Source organism: Cronobacter dublinensis subsp. dublinensis LMG 23823, assembly GCF_001277235.1.
Taxonomy (GTDB): Bacteria; Pseudomonadota; Gammaproteobacteria; order Enterobacterales; family Enterobacteriaceae; genus Cronobacter; species Cronobacter dublinensis.
The window spans coordinates 4,042,078-4,058,947 of sequence record NZ_CP012266.1; the positions used below are offsets into that span (position 1 = coordinate 4,042,078).

33 protein-coding genes are annotated in these 16,870 nt (G+C 51.1%); 2 read left to right on the forward strand and 31 right to left on the reverse strand.

Annotated features, from left to right (window positions below; translation table 11 throughout):
* The first annotated feature begins 19 nt into the window (after positions 1-19).
* Both trkA and mscL read left to right on the forward strand, forming a co-directional pair.
* Positions 20-1,396 (forward strand): Trk system potassium transporter TrkA, encoded by a 1,377-nt coding sequence (gene trkA / locus AFK67_RS18685; protein WP_007752947.1) that lies wholly within the window; start codon positions 20-22, stop codon positions 1,394-1,396.
* 151 nt (positions 1,397-1,547) lie between these two features.
* Complete coding sequence (mscL, locus tag AFK67_RS18690; RefSeq protein WP_007724278.1) at positions 1,548-1,952, forward strand: large-conductance mechanosensitive channel protein MscL; 405 nt, start codon at positions 1,548-1,550, stop codon at positions 1,950-1,952.
* Here mscL and AFK67_RS22305 read toward each other — a convergent pair.
* The 31 genes from AFK67_RS22305 to rpsJ form a co-directional block, all read right to left on the reverse strand.
* On the reverse strand, positions 1,906-2,166 hold the full coding sequence (locus AFK67_RS22305; protein ID WP_071602780.1) for an alternative ribosome-rescue factor A: 261 nt from the start codon (positions 2,164-2,166) through the stop codon (positions 1,906-1,908). The two genes, mscL and AFK67_RS22305, sit on opposite strands and share 47 nt — an antisense overlap.
* A 52-nt stretch (positions 2,167-2,218) precedes the next feature.
* Entirely contained in the window at positions 2,219-2,644 is a 426-nt protein-coding gene (gene zntR, locus AFK67_RS18695) for a Zn(2+)-responsive transcriptional regulator (protein ID WP_007724282.1), read from the reverse strand.
* Positions 2,645-2,646: 2 nt separating this feature from the next.
* Complete coding sequence (locus AFK67_RS18700) at positions 2,647-3,012, reverse strand: DnaJ family domain-containing protein (protein ID WP_007724285.1); 366 nt, start codon at positions 3,010-3,012, stop codon at positions 2,647-2,649.
* Positions 3,013-3,128: 116 nt separating this feature from the next.
* A complete protein-coding gene (gene rplQ, locus AFK67_RS18705) occupies positions 3,129-3,515 on the reverse strand; it encodes a 50S ribosomal protein L17 (protein WP_007724289.1) in 387 nt (128 codons plus the stop codon).
* Between the two features lie 40 nt (positions 3,516-3,555).
* Positions 3,556-4,545 (reverse strand): DNA-directed RNA polymerase subunit alpha, encoded by a 990-nt coding sequence (locus tag AFK67_RS18710; RefSeq protein ID WP_004388623.1) that lies wholly within the window; start codon positions 4,543-4,545, stop codon positions 3,556-3,558.
* A 25-nt stretch (positions 4,546-4,570) separates the two neighbouring features.
* Positions 4,571-5,191 (reverse strand): 30S ribosomal protein S4, encoded by a 621-nt coding sequence (gene rpsD, locus AFK67_RS18715; protein ID WP_032967342.1) that lies wholly within the window; start codon positions 5,189-5,191, stop codon positions 4,571-4,573.
* 31 nt (positions 5,192-5,222) lie between these two features.
* Positions 5,223-5,612: a 30S ribosomal protein S11 gene (gene rpsK / locus AFK67_RS18720; RefSeq protein ID WP_004388621.1), complete on the reverse strand. Its 390-nt coding sequence runs from the start codon at positions 5,610-5,612 to the stop codon at positions 5,223-5,225.
* Between the two features lie 17 nt (positions 5,613-5,629).
* Positions 5,630-5,986 (reverse strand): 30S ribosomal protein S13, encoded by a 357-nt coding sequence (gene rpsM / locus AFK67_RS18725; RefSeq protein WP_004388620.1) that lies wholly within the window; start codon positions 5,984-5,986, stop codon positions 5,630-5,632.
* 146 nt (positions 5,987-6,132) lie between these two features.
* Positions 6,133-6,249, reverse strand: coding sequence for a 50S ribosomal protein L36 (gene rpmJ, locus AFK67_RS22310; protein WP_000868187.1), 117 nt, complete (start codon positions 6,247-6,249; stop codon positions 6,133-6,135).
* 30 nt (positions 6,250-6,279) lie between these two features.
* Complete coding sequence (gene secY, locus AFK67_RS18730) at positions 6,280-7,611, reverse strand: preprotein translocase subunit SecY (RefSeq protein ID WP_004388619.1); 1,332 nt, start codon at positions 7,609-7,611, stop codon at positions 6,280-6,282.
* 7 nt (positions 7,612-7,618) lie between these two features.
* Positions 7,619-8,053, reverse strand: a complete 435-nt coding sequence (gene rplO, locus AFK67_RS18735; protein WP_004388618.1) for a 50S ribosomal protein L15 — start codon at positions 8,051-8,053, stop codon at positions 7,619-7,621.
* 3 nt (positions 8,054-8,056) lie between these two features.
* Positions 8,057-8,236, reverse strand: a complete 180-nt coding sequence (rpmD, locus tag AFK67_RS18740) for a 50S ribosomal protein L30 (protein WP_001140434.1) — start codon at positions 8,234-8,236, stop codon at positions 8,057-8,059.
* A gap of 6 nt (positions 8,237-8,242) precedes the next feature.
* Positions 8,243-8,743, reverse strand: a complete 501-nt coding sequence (gene rpsE / locus AFK67_RS18745) for a 30S ribosomal protein S5 (protein WP_007724309.1) — start codon at positions 8,741-8,743, stop codon at positions 8,243-8,245.
* Between the two features lie 14 nt (positions 8,744-8,757).
* On the reverse strand, positions 8,758-9,111 hold the full coding sequence (gene rplR / locus AFK67_RS18750) for a 50S ribosomal protein L18 (RefSeq protein ID WP_000358956.1): 354 nt from the start codon (positions 9,109-9,111) through the stop codon (positions 8,758-8,760).
* A gap of 9 nt (positions 9,112-9,120) precedes the next feature.
* Positions 9,121-9,654: a 50S ribosomal protein L6 gene (gene rplF / locus AFK67_RS18755; protein ID WP_007724313.1), complete on the reverse strand. Its 534-nt coding sequence runs from the start codon at positions 9,652-9,654 to the stop codon at positions 9,121-9,123.
* A 12-nt stretch (positions 9,655-9,666) separates the two neighbouring features.
* On the reverse strand, positions 9,667-10,059 hold the full coding sequence (gene rpsH / locus AFK67_RS18760) for a 30S ribosomal protein S8 (RefSeq protein ID WP_007702493.1): 393 nt from the start codon (positions 10,057-10,059) through the stop codon (positions 9,667-9,669).
* A gap of 33 nt (positions 10,060-10,092) precedes the next feature.
* The gene (gene rpsN, locus AFK67_RS18765) at positions 10,093-10,398 is read right to left on the reverse strand and encodes a 30S ribosomal protein S14 (RefSeq protein ID WP_004388614.1); all 306 of its coding nucleotides are present in this window, start codon (positions 10,396-10,398) and stop codon (positions 10,093-10,095) included.
* A gap of 14 nt (positions 10,399-10,412) precedes the next feature.
* Positions 10,413-10,952: a 50S ribosomal protein L5 gene (gene rplE / locus AFK67_RS18770; protein ID WP_007670001.1), complete on the reverse strand. Its 540-nt coding sequence runs from the start codon at positions 10,950-10,952 to the stop codon at positions 10,413-10,415.
* A gap of 14 nt (positions 10,953-10,966) precedes the next feature.
* On the reverse strand, positions 10,967-11,281 hold the full coding sequence (rplX, locus tag AFK67_RS18775; protein ID WP_007724317.1) for a 50S ribosomal protein L24: 315 nt from the start codon (positions 11,279-11,281) through the stop codon (positions 10,967-10,969).
* A gap of 10 nt (positions 11,282-11,291) precedes the next feature.
* Positions 11,292-11,663: a 50S ribosomal protein L14 gene (gene rplN, locus AFK67_RS18780; RefSeq protein ID WP_004388611.1), complete on the reverse strand. Its 372-nt coding sequence runs from the start codon at positions 11,661-11,663 to the stop codon at positions 11,292-11,294.
* A 166-nt stretch (positions 11,664-11,829) separates the two neighbouring features.
* Entirely contained in the window at positions 11,830-12,084 is a 255-nt protein-coding gene (rpsQ, locus tag AFK67_RS18785; RefSeq protein WP_000130100.1) for a 30S ribosomal protein S17, read from the reverse strand.
* Positions 12,084-12,275, reverse strand: coding sequence for a 50S ribosomal protein L29 (gene rpmC, locus AFK67_RS18790; protein ID WP_004388609.1), 192 nt, complete (start codon positions 12,273-12,275; stop codon positions 12,084-12,086). The genes rpsQ and rpmC overlap by 1 nt, the downstream gene beginning before the upstream one ends.
* The gene (gene rplP / locus AFK67_RS18795; protein WP_004388608.1) at positions 12,275-12,685 is read right to left on the reverse strand and encodes a 50S ribosomal protein L16; all 411 of its coding nucleotides are present in this window, start codon (positions 12,683-12,685) and stop codon (positions 12,275-12,277) included. The genes rpmC and rplP overlap by 1 nt, the downstream gene beginning before the upstream one ends.
* A 12-nt stretch (positions 12,686-12,697) precedes the next feature.
* Positions 12,698-13,399 carry a 30S ribosomal protein S3 gene (gene rpsC / locus AFK67_RS18800; RefSeq protein WP_004388607.1) on the reverse strand — a complete coding sequence of 234 codons (702 nt, stop codon included), beginning with the start codon at positions 13,397-13,399 and terminating at the stop codon, positions 12,698-12,700.
* A 17-nt stretch (positions 13,400-13,416) separates the two neighbouring features.
* Positions 13,417-13,749 carry a 50S ribosomal protein L22 gene (rplV, locus tag AFK67_RS18805; protein WP_000447529.1) on the reverse strand — a complete coding sequence of 111 codons (333 nt, stop codon included), beginning with the start codon at positions 13,747-13,749 and terminating at the stop codon, positions 13,417-13,419.
* 13 nt (positions 13,750-13,762) lie between these two features.
* Complete coding sequence (gene rpsS, locus AFK67_RS18810; protein WP_001138115.1) at positions 13,763-14,041, reverse strand: 30S ribosomal protein S19; 279 nt, start codon at positions 14,039-14,041, stop codon at positions 13,763-13,765.
* A 16-nt stretch (positions 14,042-14,057) separates the two neighbouring features.
* Entirely contained in the window at positions 14,058-14,879 is an 822-nt protein-coding gene (rplB, locus tag AFK67_RS18815; protein ID WP_000301864.1) for a 50S ribosomal protein L2, read from the reverse strand.
* A 17-nt stretch (positions 14,880-14,896) separates the two neighbouring features.
* Positions 14,897-15,199: a 50S ribosomal protein L23 gene (gene rplW / locus AFK67_RS18820; RefSeq protein ID WP_004388606.1), complete on the reverse strand. Its 303-nt coding sequence runs from the start codon at positions 15,197-15,199 to the stop codon at positions 14,897-14,899.
* Positions 15,196-15,801: a 50S ribosomal protein L4 gene (rplD, locus tag AFK67_RS18825; RefSeq protein WP_000424395.1), complete on the reverse strand. Its 606-nt coding sequence runs from the start codon at positions 15,799-15,801 to the stop codon at positions 15,196-15,198. Before rplD ends, rplW begins: the two co-directional genes overlap by 4 nt.
* Before the next feature lie 10 nt (positions 15,802-15,811).
* On the reverse strand, positions 15,812-16,441 hold the full coding sequence (rplC, locus tag AFK67_RS18830; protein WP_007681261.1) for a 50S ribosomal protein L3: 630 nt from the start codon (positions 16,439-16,441) through the stop codon (positions 15,812-15,814).
* Between the two features lie 32 nt (positions 16,442-16,473).
* A complete protein-coding gene (gene rpsJ, locus AFK67_RS18835; RefSeq protein ID WP_001181005.1) occupies positions 16,474-16,785 on the reverse strand; it encodes a 30S ribosomal protein S10 in 312 nt (103 codons plus the stop codon).
* Positions 16,786-16,870 lie beyond the last annotated feature (85 nt).

The following is a 16,870-nucleotide window of genomic DNA, read 5'->3' on the forward strand; positions in this document are numbered from 1 at the left end:
GGACGGGTGAAGCAAAACGATGAAGATAATCATTCTGGGCGCCGGTCAGGTCGGCGGGACGCTGGCGGAAAACCTGGTGGGAGAAAACAACGATATTACCGTTGTCGATACCAACAGCGATCGTCTGCGCTTACTTCAGGATAAGTTTGATTTGCGTGTCGTACAGGGGCACGGCTCCCATCCGCGCGTGTTGCGCGAGGCGGGCGCTGACGACGCCGATATGCTGGTTGCAGTCACCAGTTCCGATGAGACGAACATGATCGCCTGCCAGGTGGCGTATTCGCTCTTTAATACGCCTAACCGAATCGCGCGCATCCGCGCGCCGGATTATGTTCGTGATGCCGAGCGTCTCTTCACGCCCGAAGCGGTGCCTATCGATCATCTGATTGCGCCAGAGCAACTGGTGATTGATAACATTTACCGCCTGATTGAATATCCGGGCGCGCTGCAGGTGGTGAATTTTGCCGAAGGTAAAGTCAGTCTCGCGGTCGTGAAAGCGTACTATGGCGGTCCGCTGATTGGTAACGCGCTCTCCACGATGCGTGAGCATATGCCGCATATCGACACGCGCGTCGCCGCGATTTTCCGTCACGACAGACCCATCAGGCCGCAGGGTTCCACGATTGTGGAAGCGGGCGATGAAGTGTTTTTTATCGCGGCGTCCCAGCATATTCGCGCGGTGATGAGCGAGCTTCAACGCCTCGAAAAACCTTATAAGCGCATTATGCTGGTAGGCGGCGGGAATATCGGCGCGGGTCTCGCGCGCCGGCTGGAAAAAGATTACAGCGTTAAGCTTATCGAGCGCGATCAACAGCGCGCCGCAGAGCTTGCAGAGAAGCTGCAGCATACGATCGTGTTCTATGGTGATGCGTCGGATCAAGAGCTTCTGGCCGAAGAGCATATCGATCAGGTAGATCTTTTTATCGCGGTTACCAATGATGACGAAGCGAATATCATGTCCGCGATGCTTGCCAAACGCATGGGCGCGAAAAAGGTGATGGTGCTTATTCAGCGCCGCGCCTATGTGGATCTGGTGCAAGGCAGCGTTATCGATATTGCTATCTCTCCGCAGCAGGCGACCATTTCTGCGCTGCTCGGGCATGTGCGTAAGGCGGATATCGTAAGCGTGTCGTCGCTACGCCGCGGCGTGGCTGAAGCCATCGAAGCCGTTGCCCATGGCGACGAGACGACTTCCCGCGTTGTCGGGCGCGTAATTGATGATATTAAACTGCCGCCAGGCACGATCATTGGCGCCGTCGTGCGCGGTAATGATGTCATGATTGCCAATGACAATTTACGTATTGAGCAGGGCGATCATGTGATCATGTTCCTGACCGATAAAAAATATGTCACTGACGTCGAGCGTCTCTTCCAGCCAAGCCCCTTCTTTTTATAATAAAGGCGGCTGCGGCCGCCTTTATTATTATCGCTGAATATATCCGCATGATCTTCAAGGATAAAAGGACATTCTTACTTCAGCGAGAAAATGGAAAATCATATTTCCTTTGTTAGACTTAGTTAGGCTTTGAAATCCAGGGAGTAGAAAAATGAGCTTTTTTAAAGAGTTTCGCGAATTCGCCATGCGCGGAAATGTTGTGGACCTGGCGGTGGGTGTCATTATCGGTGCGGCATTCGGTAAAATCGTCTCGTCATTAGTGGCAGATATCATTATGCCGCCGTTGGGCTTACTGATAGGGGGAATCGATTTTAAACAGTTCGCCCTGACGCTGCGCCCGGCTGTTGGAGATACACCCGCAGTCATCATGCACTATGGCGTTTTCATTCAGAACGTATTTGATTTCATCATCGTCGCTTTCGCGATTTTTCTGGCCATTAAGGTGATCAATAAATTGCACCAGAAAAAACCGAAGGAAGCCGCAGGTCCGAGCAAAGAAGAAGTGTTACTTACCGAAATTCGCGATTTGCTGAAAGAGCAAAACCGTCACCCATAACGGTCTTCAAAAGCAGAAGGCCAGTGGTAAAAAAGCGATCTGCTTGTTTGCCACTGGCCTCCCAGTTCCCCCGCTTGCCGTACTTTCCTTTCCGTTGATAACTGCCTTTCCCTTTGAGATTCTTTTCAATACGCTGACGAAACAGAGGATCGTGTAGCAAGGCTTCTATCGCATTATACTGAATTTGCCCTTTCGTATGTTTATAGCGAGTCATAAGTGCTCCTGTGGTTTATTCGCCGCAAGTGTAGGCCTGCGACTGGAAAAGATCAATGTGGTCCTGTTTGTCCGTTCGCCCCCTGTTCTAGCGTTTCAAGGATCGAGCAATAGACACTGCTGTGCGCCGTGCCGCAACAGGCATCATTCAGCTTCTGCAGAGAAACGCGCATATTTTGTAATTCCTGTATACGGCTGTCGACTTCCTGCAGCCGCGCCTGAACAATGCTTTTCGACTCCTGACAGGTGTGATGTTCCGGATCGATGCGAATCGATAACAGCTCTCTTATTGATTCAAGGGTAAACCCCAACTGTCGCGCATGACGAATGAATCGCAGACGGCGCAAATCGTTTTCTGAATAAAGCCGAAAGCCACCTTCAGTGCGGATTTCATGGTCCATCATTTGCTGCTTTTCATAATAACGCACGGTGTCTGGTGTGACGCCTGCGAGCCGTGCAAGCTCTCCGATACGATACATCGCTATTCCTCCAGTTTGCTGGCAAGAGAGTGAGCATAACTGCCATGAAGAAAATCCGTACTGAGCCCGGCCTGTTTTAGCTTCAGCTCAAGTAAAGCCAGCCTTTTGCTTACGGTCTGGTAATCAGGATGCTGATGGTTGATTTCCTTAAGAAGATCGTTGAGCAGTACTGCCTCTCGACGCGCTTCAAGCTCGGGAGGAAGGAAACCCGCATTTTTTAAAAGCCGGTAACCGACCCGGAGTTCGGGATCGAGGTGAGAATCATCGTCGAGTACCAGTGGCTCGCCGGAACCAGGAAGATTGTCGAACTCACCTTTTTGCTGGGCCTCGAGGATATGACGCTCGGCCCACTGATCCATTAACCACATTGCAGCCTCCTTAAAGGGAATGAGAAATGAAACAGAACTGAAGAATAGGCGATAGCAGCACAGAACGACAGATATAAAAAAACCCGCCGAGGCGGGTTTTTTCACTTCACTGCAAATTACTCTGCAGCTGCTTCTGCTTGCGGCTCGGCGCGATCAACCAGCTCGATGTATGCCATCGGAGCGTTGTCACCAGCACGGAAGCCACACTTCAGAATGCGAGTGTAACCACCGGCACGGGTCGCGAAACGCGGGCCCAGCTCGTTAAACAGTTTTGCCACGATCTCGTTATCACGAGTGCGGGCGAATGCCAGACGACGATTAGCTACGCTGTCGGTCTTGGCAAGAGTAATCAGCGGCTCAACTACGCGACGCAGCTCTTTCGCTTTCGGCAGGGTCGTCTTGATGATTTCATGACGAACCAGGGAGCCGGCCATGTTGCGGAACATTGCCTGGCGATGGCTGCTGTTGCGGTTCAGTTGACGACCACTCTTACGATGGCGCATGACCTTATCCTTCTCAGTAAAACCTTAACCTGTGATCCGGTTACTCATCTGCAATGCTTGCCGGCGGCCAGTTTTCCAGGCGCATGCCCAGAGACAGACCACGGGAAGCCAGCACATCTTTAATCTCAGTAAGAGATTTCTTACCGAGGTTCGGCGTTTTCAGCAACTCAACCTCGGTACGTTGTACCAGATCACCGATGTAGTGGATAGCTTCTGCCTTGAGGCAGTTAGCAGAGCGGACAGTCAATTCCAGATCGTCAACAGGGCGCAGCAGGATCGGATCGAATTCTGGTTTCTCTTCTTTAACTTCCGGCTGACGAACATCACGTAAGTCAACGAAAGCTTCAAGTTGTTCTGCCAGGATGGTCGCCGCACGACGAATCGCCTCTTCAGGATCGATTGTGCCGTTGGTTTCCATTTCGATGACCAGCTTGTCCAGGTCGGTACGCTGTTCTACACGCGCTGCTTCAACATTGTAGGCAATACGTTCTACAGGGCTGTAGCAAGCGTCGACCAACAGACGGCCGATCGGGCGCTCATCTTCTTCCGAATGAATTCGGGCAGACGCCGGCACATAACCACGACCGCGCTGAACTTTGATACGCATGCTGATAGATGCGTTCTCATCGGTCAGGTGGCAGATCACGTGCTGCGGCTTGACGATTTCGACATCACCGTCATGGGTGATGTCGGCTGCGGTTACAGGGCCAATGCCAGATTTATTCAGAGTAAGTACGACTTCATCTTTACCCTGAACTCTCACCGCCAGCCCTTTCAGGTTGAGCAGGATTTCCAGGATATCTTCCTGAACGCCTTCTTTGGTGCTGTACTCGTGCAGTACACCATCAATCTCAACCTCGGTCACCGCGCAACCCGGCATCGATGAAAGCAGAATACGGCGCAGTGCGTTACCCAGAGTATGGCCAAAGCCACGCTCTAAAGGCTCAAGGGTCACCTTGGCGTGCGTCGAACTCACTTGCTCGATATCTACCAGGCGCGGTTTTAGAAACTCTGTCACAGAACCCTGCATTGTGTCCTCTCTTTGGTACTAAGCTTTACTTGGAGTAAAGCTCGACGATCAGGTGTTCGTTAATGTCCGCAGACAGATCGGTGCGCTCAGGCTTACGCTTGAAGGTACCTTCCATCTTGCCAGCATCAACTTCCAGCCAGGTTGGCTTTTCACGCTGCTCAGCCAGCTCCAGAGCGGCTTTCACGCGAGACTGCTTTTTCGCTTTCTCACGAACGCTAACTACGTCGTTCGGACCAACCTGGTAAGAAGCGATGTTAACAACACGACCGTTTACCATAATCGCTTTGTGGCTAACCAACTGACGTGCTTCTGCACGAGTGGCGCCAAAGCCCATACGGTATACAACGTTGTCCAGACGACCTTCCAGCAGAGCCAACAGGTTTTCACCGGTGTTGCCTTTCAGACGCGCTGCTTCTTTGTAGTAGTTACGGAACTGACGCTCCAGCACACCGTAGATACGGCGAACTTTTTGCTTTTCACGCAACTGTACACCATAGTCAGACAGACGCGGTTTACGTGCGCCGTGCTGGCCAGGAGCTTGTTCAATTTTACACTTGGTATCGATCGCGCGAACGCCAGACTTAAGGAACAGGTCTGTGCCCTCGCGACGGCTCAGCTTGAGCTTAGGACCCAAATATCTTGCCATTTTCTTTCTCCAACATTCCTAAAAACGGGCGTTATACGCGACGTTTTTTCGGCGGACGACAACCGTTGTGAGGGATCGGAGTCACATCAGTAATATTAGTGATGCGGAAACCAGCGGCGTTCAGAGCACGAATAGTAGATTCGCGGCCCGGACCCGGTCCCTTAACCATAACTTCCAGGTTCTTAATACCGTATTCTTTCACGGCTTCTGCGCAACGCTCTGCTGCAACCTGAGCTGCGAACGGAGTGGATTTGCGAGAACCACGGAAACCGGAACCACCGGCAGTTGCCCAACCCAGAGCGTTACCCTGACGATCAGTAATAGTAACGATGGTGTTGTTGAAAGAAGCATGGATATGAGCCACGCCGTCAGAGACTTGTTTTCTTACACGCTTACGTGCACGAACTGGTGCCTTTGCCATTATTCAATTCACCCCGATTATTTCTTGATCGGTTTGCGCGGACCCTTACGGGTACGTGCGTTGGTCTTGGTACGCTGACCGCGAACCGGGAGACCACGACGATGACGCAAACCGCGATAGCAACCAAGATCCATCAGGCGCTTGATGCTCATACTCACTTCACGGCGCAGATCACCTTCAACGACAAATTTGGCAACTTCGTCACGCAGCGTGTCGATTTGTTCTTCAGACAGCTCACTGATCTTAACATCTTCAGCGAAACCCACTGCAGCCAGGATAGCTTTAGAACGGGTTTTACCGATACCGTAGATCGAGGTTAATGCGATTACGGCATGCTTATGATCAGGAATGTTAATGCCTGCTATACGGGCCACTATGCACTCCTACTATAATGATTATGCGTCCCATGCTGAAAAGCCCGTTTTCAGGATACTCAAATGGAAACGCACAGACATACAAAAGATTGGCTGGCTAATCTAGCCAGCTCAACCCAACTTTGCAAGAAAAATATGCGAGATAATCAGCCTTGACGCTGTTTATGCTTCGGCTCGGCACTGCAAATCACGCGGATGACGCCATCACGCTTAACGATTTTGCAGTTACGGCATAATTTCTTGACGGAAGCACGAACTTTCATTTTTACTCTCCGTAACTTCTCAAGCGACCATTAACGGCCATAGCCTTTCAGGTTCGCTTTCTTCAATGCAGACTCATACTGACTAGACATCATCAGAGTTTGCACTTGAGCCATAAAGTCCATGATGACAACGACAACGATAAGTAACGATGTTCCACCGAAATAGAACGGAACCTTCATTGCATCACGCATGAACTCCGGGATCAGGCAAATGAAAGTAATATACAGCGCACCGACTAAAGTCAGACGTGTCATTACTTTATCGATATACTTCGCCGTTTGTTCTCCCGGACGAATTCCTGGCACGAATGCACCGGACTTCTTCAGGTTATCTGCTGTTTCGCGCGGGTTGAAAACCAACGCCGTGTAGAAGAAACAGAAGAAGATGATTGCAGACGCATAGAGTAACACATAAAGCGGTTGCCCAGGCTGCAAATACAGCGAAATTGTTGTCAGCCAGTTCCAACCAGTACCGCCCCCGAACCATGACGCGATGGTTGCCGGGAACAGAATAATACTGGAAGCGAAAATTGCCGGAATAACCCCAGCCATGTTCACTTTCAGCGGTAAATGTGTGCTCTGTGCAGCATAAACACGACGACCTTGCTGACGTTTTGCATAGTTCACGACGATGCGACGTTGACCACGCTCAACAAACACAACAAAGAAAGTCACTGCGAATACTAATACTGCAACCAACAGCAACAGGAGGAAGTGCAGGTCGCCTTGCCGCGCTTGCTCGATGGTATGGCCAATGGCCGGCGGAAGCCCCGCAACGATACCAGCGAAGATTATGATTGAGATACCGTTGCCGATACCGCGTTCAGTAATCTGTTCACCCAGCCACATCAGGAACATTGTCCCGGTAACCAGACTCACAACAGCGGTGAAATAGAATGCAAAGCCCGGATTAATTACCAGGCCTTGCATACCAGGCATATTCGGCAGACCGGTAGCAATACCGATCGACTGAAATATTGCCAGCACCAGAGTGCCGTAACGGGTGTACTGGCTGATCTTACGACGACCAGACTCCCCTTCTTTTTTCATTTCTGCCAGTGTCGGGTGAACGACAGTCAGCAGTTGGATAATAATAGAAGCCGAAATATACGGCATAATACCCAGAGCGAAAATAGAAGCACGGCTGAGGGCACCACCAGAGAACATGTTGAACATTTCAATGATGGTGCCACGCTGTTGCTCAAGCAGTTTGGCAAGTACAGCGGCATCAATACCAGGGATTGGAATAAAAGAGCCAATTCGGAACACAATCAGCGCACCGATAACAAACAGCAGTCTGCGTTTCAGTTCGCCAAGGCCACCTTTGGCACTTTGAAAATCTAATCCCGGTTGTTTAGCCATCTGCTACTTATTCCTCGATTTTACCGCCAGCAGCTTCGATAGCAGCACGAGCGCCTTTAGTCACACGCAGGCCACGAACAGTTACCGGACGAGTAACTTCACCAGCCAGAATCACTTTCGCGAATTCGATCTGGATGCCGATAATGTTTGCCGCTTTCAGCGTGTTCAGGTCAACTACGTCGCCTTCTACTTTAGCCAGATCGGACAGACGAACTTCTGCCGTGATCATTGCTTTACGAGAAGTGAAACCGAATTTCGGCAGACGACGGTACAGAGGCATCTGACCGCCCTCGAAACCGCGACGTACGCCACCGCCAGAACGAGACTTCTGACCTTTGTGACCACGACCACCGGTTTTACCGAGGCCAGAACCGATACCACGACCCAGGCGTTTACCCGCCTTTTTGGAGCCTTCGGCCGGAGACAGAGTATTTAAACGCATCTCTTACTCCTCAACTTTAACCATGAAGGAAACCGCGTTGACCATACCGCGAACAGCAGGAGTATCCTCGCGCTCAACGGTGTGACCAATACGACGCAGACCCAGGCCAAGCAGCGTTGCCTTATGTTTCGGCAGACGACCGATTGCACTGCGGGTTTGAGTGATTTTAATAGTCTTTGCCATGGTCAATTACCCCAGAATTTCTTCAACGGATTTACCACGCTTGGCAGCGACCATTTCCGGGGATTTCATGTTGGCCAGGCCATCAATAGTTGCACGAACCACGTTGATCGGGTTGGTGGAACCATAGGCTTTAGCCAGAACGTTATGAACCCCAGCGACTTCCAGAACGGCGCGCATTGCACCACCGGCGATGATACCGGTACCTTCGGAAGCCGGCTGCATGAATACACGAGAACCCGTGTGAGCACCTTTAACCGGGTGCTGCAGGGTGCCGTGGTTCAGCGCGACGTTAATCATATTGCGACGAGCTTTTTCCATCGCTTTCTGGATCGCTGCCGGAACTTCGCGTGCTTTACCGTAACCAAAACCAACGCGGCCGTTGCCATCACCCACTACAGTCAGAGCTGTGAAGGAGAAAATACGACCACCTTTAACGGTTTTAGATACGCGGTTTACCGCGATCAGCTTTTCCTGCAGTTCGCCAGCTTGTTTTTCGATGTGAGACATCTTACACCTCTACCTTAGAACTGAAGGCCAGCTTCACGGGCAGCATCTGCCAGTGCCTGGACACGACCATGATATTGGAAACCAGAGCGGTCAAAAGAAACATCTTTGATGCCTTTTTCCAGCGCGCGCTCAGCAACAGCTTTACCAACTGCAGCAGCGGCGTCTTTGTTTCCAGTGTACTTCAGTTGCTCAGCGATAGCTTTTTCTACAGTAGAAGCGGCTACCAGAACTTCAGAACCGTTCGGGGCGATTACCTGTGCGTAAATATGACGCGGGGTACGATGTACCACCAGGCGGGTCGCACCAAGCTCTTTGAGCTTGCGACGTGCGCGGGTCGCACGACGGATACGAGCAGATTTCTTATCCATAGTGTTACCTTACTTCTTCTTAGCCTCTTTGGTACGCACGACTTCGTCGGCGTAACGAACACCCTTGCCTTTGTAAGGCTCAGGACGACGGTAGGCGCGCAGGTCAGCAGCAACCTGGCCGATCAGCTGTTTATCAGCGCCTTTCAGCACGATTTCAGTCTGAGACGGACATTCTGCAGTGATACCCGCAGGCAGCTGATGATCAACGGGGTGAGAGAAACCCAGAGACAGGTTTACTACATTCCCTTTGATCGCTGCACGATAACCTACACCAACCAGCTGCAGCTTCTTAGTGAAGCCTTCGGTAACACCGATAACCATTGAATTCAGCAGGGCACGCGCGGTACCAGCCTGAGCCCAACCGTCCGCAAAACCAGCACGCGGACCGAAGGTCAGAGCATTATCTGCATGTTTGACTTCAACAGCATCGTTGAGAGTACGAGTCAGCTCGCCGTTTTTACCTTTGATCGTGATAACCTGACCGTTGAGTTTTACGTCAACGCCGGCAGGAATAACGACCGGTGCTTTAGCAACACGAGACATTCTTTCCTCCGATTAGGCTACGTAGCAGATAATTTCGCCACCAAGACCAGCCTGGCGCGCTGCACGATCAGTCATAACACCTTTAGAGGTAGAAATAACCGCGATACCCAGGCCAGCCATAACTTTCGGCAGCTCATCTTTTTTCTTATAGATGCGCAGACCTGGGCGGCTGACACGCTGAATGCTTTCTACAACAGCTTTACCCTGGAAGTACTTAAGAGTTACTTCCAGTTCCGGCTTGGTGTCGCCTTCAACTTTGAAATCTTCAATAAAACCTTCTTCCTTCAGCACGTTGGCGATTGCCACTTTCAGCTTGGAGGAAGGCATGGTGACCGCAGCTTTATTCGCGGCCTGACCGTTACGGATACGGGTCAGCATATCCGCGATCGGATCTTGCATGCTCATCTGTCTTTACTCCCGTGATTCAATTGGTGACAATTACCAGCTAGCCTTTTTCAGACCCGGGATTTCACCGCGCATAGCGGCTTCACGGACCTTAATACGGCTCAACCCGAACTTCCGCAGGAAAGCGTGCGGACGACCAGTTTGACGGCAGCGGTTACGCTGACGAGACGGGCTGGAATCACGCGGCAGAGTCTGCAGCTTCAGAACAGCGTTCCAACGATCTTCGTCGGAAGCGTTCACATCAGAAATGATCGCTTTCAGTTCAGCGCGTTTAGCGAAGTATTTTTCAGCTAAAGCTACGCGCTTTACTTCGCGTGCTTTCATTGATTGCTTAGCCATGAAGTAACCCTACCTTACTTGCGGAACGGGAAGTCAAAGGCAGCCAGCAGAGCACGGCCTTCTTCATCAGATTTCGCAGTAGTGGTAATGGTAATATCCAAACCACGAACGCGATCGACTTTGTCATAGTCGATTTCCGGGAAGATGATCTGCTCACGGACACCCATGCTGTAATTGCCACGACCGTCGAAAGACTTAGCGGACAGGCCGCGGAAGTCACGAATACGCGGTACAGCAATAGTGATCAGGCGCTCAAAGAACTCCCACATGCGTTCGCCACGCAGAGTTACTTTACAGCCGATCGGATAGCCCTGACGGATTTTGAAGCCTGCAACAGATTTGCGTGCTTTGGTGATCAGCGGTTTTTGACCGGAGATTGCTGCCAAGTCAGCTGCTGCGTTATCCAGCAGTTTCTTGTCAGCGATCGCTTCACCAACACCCATGTTCAGGGTGATCTTCTCGACCCGAGGGACTTGCATGACAGAATTGTAGTTGAACTGAGTCATCAGTTTATTAACTACTTCGTCTTTGTAGTAATCATGCAGTTTCGCCATCGTACTACTCCAAATTACTTGATAGTTTCGCTGTTAGATTTGAAGAAACGGACTTTTTTGCCATCTTCGAATCTAAAGCCTACACGGTCAGCCTTGCCGGTTGCCGCATTGAAGAGTGCAACGTTAGAAACCTGAATAGCAGCTTCTTTTTCAACGATGCCACCCGGTTGGTTCAGGGCCGGAACCGGCTTCTGATGTTTCTTAACCAGGTTGATACCTTCAACAATGACCTTGCCGGAAGACAGGACATTCTTAACTTTACCGCGCTTACCTTTATCTTTACCGGTTAACACGATAACTTCGTCATCACGACGGATTTTAGCTGCCATGATTCGCTCCTTAGAGTACTTCTGGTGCCAGAGAGATGATTTTCATAAACTTCTCAGAACGAAGTTCACGAGTTACCGGCCCAAAAATACGCGTACCGATAGGCTGCTCGCTGTTGTTGTTCAGAAGAACACAAGCATTGCCATCGAAGCGAACGACAGAACCGTCAGGGCGACGAACACCCTTCTTGGTGCGCACCACTACCGCCTTCAGCACATCACCTTTCTTAACTTTACCGCGAGGAATTGCTTCCTTGATGGTAATTTTGATGATATCGCCGACGCCTGCGTAGCGACGGTGCGAGCCACCCAGAACCTTGATACACATTACGCGACGCGCGCCGGAGTTGTCGGCGACGTTCAGCATAGTCTGTTCTTGGATCATTTCAGTGCTCCGCTAATGTCAACTACTACTTCGGGACCTAAAAATCAGGTCGTTAAAAATCCCCATAATCGAGGGCGCGGCATTATAACACCGCTCACAGGATATGGGTAGAAAAAATAAACGGCTCATCGCTGAGCCGTTTATTCTGTTAGAGAGCGCTACTCTATTACAGAACCGCTTTCTCTACAACGCGAACCAGCGTCCAGGACTTAGTCTTGGACAGCGGACGGCATTCGCGGATTTCAACCACGTCACCGATACCGCATTCGTTGTTCTCGTCATGTACGTGCAGTTTGGTCGTACGCTTAATGAATTTACCGTAGATCGGGTGTTTCACAAAACGCTCGATGGCAACAACAATGGATTTCTCCATTTTGTCGCTAACAACGCGACCTTGCAGAGTACGGATTTTATCGGTCATTACGCACCCGCCTTCTCAGTCAGTAAAGTCTTAACGCGTGCGACATCACGACGCACTTGCTTCAACAGGTGAGTCTGTTGCAGCTGGCCACTTGCAGCCTGCATACGCAGGTTGAACTGCTCGCGCAGCAGGTTAAGCAGCTCGGTGTTCAGCTCTTCAACACTCTTCTCACGCAGCTCTTTTGCTTTCATTACATCACCGTCTTAGTTACAAAGGTGGTTTTAATCGGCAGTTTCGCTGCTGCCAGCTTGAATGCTTCACGGGCCAGCTCTTCCGGCACACCATCCATTTCATACAGGACTTTACCCGGCTGAATCAAGGCAACCCAATACTCCACGTTACCTTTACCTTTACCCATACGCACTTCCAGCGGCTTTTCGGTGATCGGTTTGTCCGGGAATACACGGATCCAGATCTTACCCTGACGCTTAACTGCACGGGTCATTGCACGACGTGCTGCTTCGATCTGACGGGCAGTCAGACGACCACGGCCAACAGCTTTAAGACCGTAAGTGCCGAAGCTAACATCCGTACCCTGCGCCAGACCACGGTTGCGGCCTTTGTGCACTTTACGGAATTTTGTACGCTTTGGTTGTAACATCAGCGACGCTCCTTATTTACGGCCTTTACGCTGCTGCTTTTTCGGTTGAGCAGCCGGTTTTTCCGGTTGTTCAACAGCAGCCATACCACCAAGGATCTCACCTTTGAAGATCCACACTTTAACGCCGATTACACCGTAAGTGGTGTGCGCTTCGGAGGTGTTGTAGTCGATGTCAGCGCGCAGAGTATGCAGCGGAACGCGACCTTCACGGTACCATTCGGTACGTGCGATCTCAGCGCCGCCCAGACGGCCGCTAACTTCAACTTTGATACCTTTAGCGCCCAGACGCATGGCGTTCTGAACAGCACGCTTCATAGCACGACGGAACATAACGCGACGTTCCAGCTGAGAAGTGATGCTGTCAGCAACCAGTTTTGCGTCCAGTTCAGGTTTACGAACTTCGGCGATATTGATCTGTGCAGGCACGCCAGCGATGTCCGCTACGCCCTTACGCAGTTTTTCGACGTCTTCACCTTTCTTACCGATAACGATGCCCGGGCGAGCAGTGTGAATGGTCACACGGATGCTTTTAGCCGGACGCTCGATAACGATACGAGATACAGACGCTTTAGCCAGTTCCTTGTTCAGGTACTGACGAACTTTAAAGTCGCTGTCCAGGTTGTCAGCGAATTCTTTGGTGTTCGCGAACCAGGTAGAGTTCCATGGTTTGACAATACCCAGGCGAATACCATTAGGATGTACTTTCTGACCCATTGCTAGTCTCCAGAGTCTCAGCGATCGGACACAACCACAGTGATGTGGCTGGTGCGCTTCAGAATGCGATCTGCACGACCTTTCGCACGCGGCATAATGCGTTTCATGCTCGGGCCTTCGTCTACGAAAATTTTCGTGACTTTCAGATCGTCAATGTCAGCGCCATCGTTGTGTTCAGCGTTAGCAATGGCAGATTCCAGGACTTTCTTAACCAATACAGCCGCTTTCTTATTGGTGTAGGTCAGAATATCCAGAGCCTGCGACACTTTCTTACCGCGAATCAGGTCAGCCACCAGGCGAACCTTCTGAGCAGAAGAACGAGCATGGCGATGTTTAGCGATAGTTTCCATCTCTTCCTCCTACTTATTTCTTCTTGGCTTTTTTATCAGCCGCGTGACCGCGATAAGTACGGGTCGGTGCGAATTCACCCAGTTTGTGACCGACCATTTCATCGGAAACAAAGACTGGAACGTGCTGACGACCATTATGGACAGCGATGGTCAAACCGATCATGTTTGGAAAGATCGTTGAACGACGGGACCAAGTGCGCAGGGGCTTCTTGTCACCGCTTTCCACCGCTTTCTCTACCTTCTTCAGCAAGTGCAGGTCAATAAAAGGACCTTTCTTGAGAGAACGTGGCATGGCTTATCCTCTAAAATTATTTGCTACGGCGACGTACGATGAATTTATCAGTACGCTTGTTGCTGCGGGTCTTCTTACCTTTGGTCTGAACGCCCCACGGAGTTACCGGGTGCTTACCAAAGTTACGACCTTCACCACCACCATGTGGGTGATCTACCGGGTTCATCGCCGTACCGCGAACGGTAGGACGAACACCACGCCAGCGTGCAGCACCTGCTTTACCCAGAACGCGCAGCATATGCTCAGCGTTACCAACTTCGCCCAGAGTCGCGCGGCAGTCAGCTTCCACTTTACGCATTTCGCCAGAACGCAGACGCAGGGTGACATAAGCACCGTCACGAGCAACGATCTGAACATAGGTACCAGCTGAACGTGCCAGCTGACCGCCTTTACCTGGTTTCATTTCTACGTTGTGAACAGTAGAACCAACCGGGATGTTGCGCATCGGCAGGGTGTTACCTGGTTTGATTGCAGCATCAACGCCAGACTGAATCTGGTCGCCAGCTTTTAGGCCTTTAGGGGCCAGGATGTAACGGCGCTCGCCGTCTTTGTACAGAACCAGCGCGATGTTCGCGGAGCGGTTCGGATCGTACTCAAGACGTTCAACAACTGCCGGGATACCGTCTTTGTTGCGTTTGAAGTCAACAATACGGTAGGCCTGTTTGTGACCACCACCGATGTGACGAGTGGTGATACGGCCATTGTTGTTACGACCACCGGATTTGCTGTTTTTTTCCAGCAACGGAGCAAAAGGTTTGCCCTTGTGCAGCTCAGGGTTAACCACTTTAACAACGTGGCGACGACCCGGAGATGTCGGTTTACATTTAACAACTGCCATTGTATTACTCCTCCGACTTACTCAGCGCCGCCGATGAAGTCCAGATTCTGGCCTTCTTTCAGGGTGACGTAAGCTTTTTTCCAGTCGCTACGACGACCGATACGCTGTCCGTGACGTTTAACTTTCCCTTTAACAACCAGGGTGTTAACGACTTCGACTTCGACTTCAAACAGTTTCTGCACAGCAGCTTTGATTTCTGCTTTAGTCGCGTCTTTAGCAACTTTGAGAACGATGGTATTGGTTTTTTCCATCGCAGTAGACGCTTTTTCAGAAACGTGCGGTGCGCGCAGCACCTTCAGCAGACGTTCTTCACGAATCATGCCAGCATCTCCTCAACTTGCTTAACAGCATCAGCAGTCATTACGACTTTGTCGAAGGCGATCAGGCTAACCGGGTCGATACCTGTAGCATCGCGAACGTCAACCTTGTGCAGGTTGCGTGCGGCCAGGAACAGGTTTTCGTCCAGTTCACCGGTGATGATCAGCACATCTTCCAGAGCCATGTCTTTCAGTTTCTGTGCCAGCAGCTTGGTTTTCGGCGCTTCAACAGAGAACTTCTCGACAACGATCAGACGATCCTGACGTACCAGTTCGGACAGGATGCTTTTCAGCGCGCCGCGGTACATCTTTTTGTTAACTTTTTGACTGTGGTCCTGCGGACGCGCAGCGAAGGTCACGCCACCAGAGCGCCAAATCGGGCTCTTGATGGAACCAGAACGCGCACGACCAGTACCTTTCTGGCGCCACGGTTTTTTACCGGAGCCAGTTACTTCAGCACGGGTCTTCTGAGCACGAGTACCCTGACGAGCACCAGCTGCGTAAGCAACTACAACCTGGTGTACCAGCGCTTCGTTGAAATCACGACCGAAGGTAGTTTCGGAAACAGTCAGCGCGCTCTGCGCGTCTTTCAGTACTAATTCCATTGCTATCTCCTCACGCCTTCACAGCTGGTTTAACGATCAGGTCGCTACCGGTCGCACCCGGGACAGCACCTTTAACCAGCAGCAGGTTGCGCTCAGCGTCAACACGTACTACGTCCAGGCTCTGAACGGTTACACGCTCGTTACCCAGCTGACCTGCCATTTTCTTGCCTTTGAACACTTTGCCCGGAGTCTGGTTCTGACCGATAGAACCCGGAACGCGGTGAGACAAGGAGTTACCGTGAGTAGCGTCCTGGGTACGGAAGTTCCAGCGCTTAACGGTACCGGCGAAACCTTTACCTTTGGAGGTGCCAGTTACGTCAACTTTTTTAACTTCAGCAAACAGCTCAACGCTAATGCTCTGACCTACGGTGTATTCTTCGCCATCAGCGAGACGGAATTCCCACAGACCACGGCCAGCTTCTACGCCAGCTTTAGCGAAGTGACCCGCTTCCGGCTTAGTTACGCGGTTAGCTTTTTTAGCACCGGTGGTAACCTGCACAGCGCGGTAGCCGTCGTTAGCCAGGTCTTTAACCTGAGTAACGCGGTTTGCTTCAACTTCGATTACGGTTACTGGGATAGAAACGCCTTCTTCAGTGAAGATGCGGGTCATACCCACTTTTTTACCGACTAAACCAATCATTGTTTCAACCTCTCAATCGCTCAATGACCTGATTAACCCAGGCTGATCTGCACGTCTACACCGGCAGCCAGATCCAGACGCATCAGAGCATCAACGGTTTTCTCGGTTGGCTCAACGATGTCAACCAGACGCTTGTGAGTGCGGATTTCGTACTGATCGCGCGCGTCTTTGTTGACGTGCGGGGAGATCAGAACGGTAAAGCGCTCTTTGCGGGTCGGCAGCGGGATCGGACCACGGACTTGCGCACCAGTGCGCTTAGCAGTCTCGACGATTTCCGCGGTTGATTGATCGATCAGACGATGATCAAACGCTTTCAGGCGGATACGGATTCTTTGGTTCTGCATGAGACCAGAGCTCCAATTATTTTATAGACGAAAATGATTACTCCTCGAACCCATTACGATTGATGGGAGAGTGTAATCGTTCTTA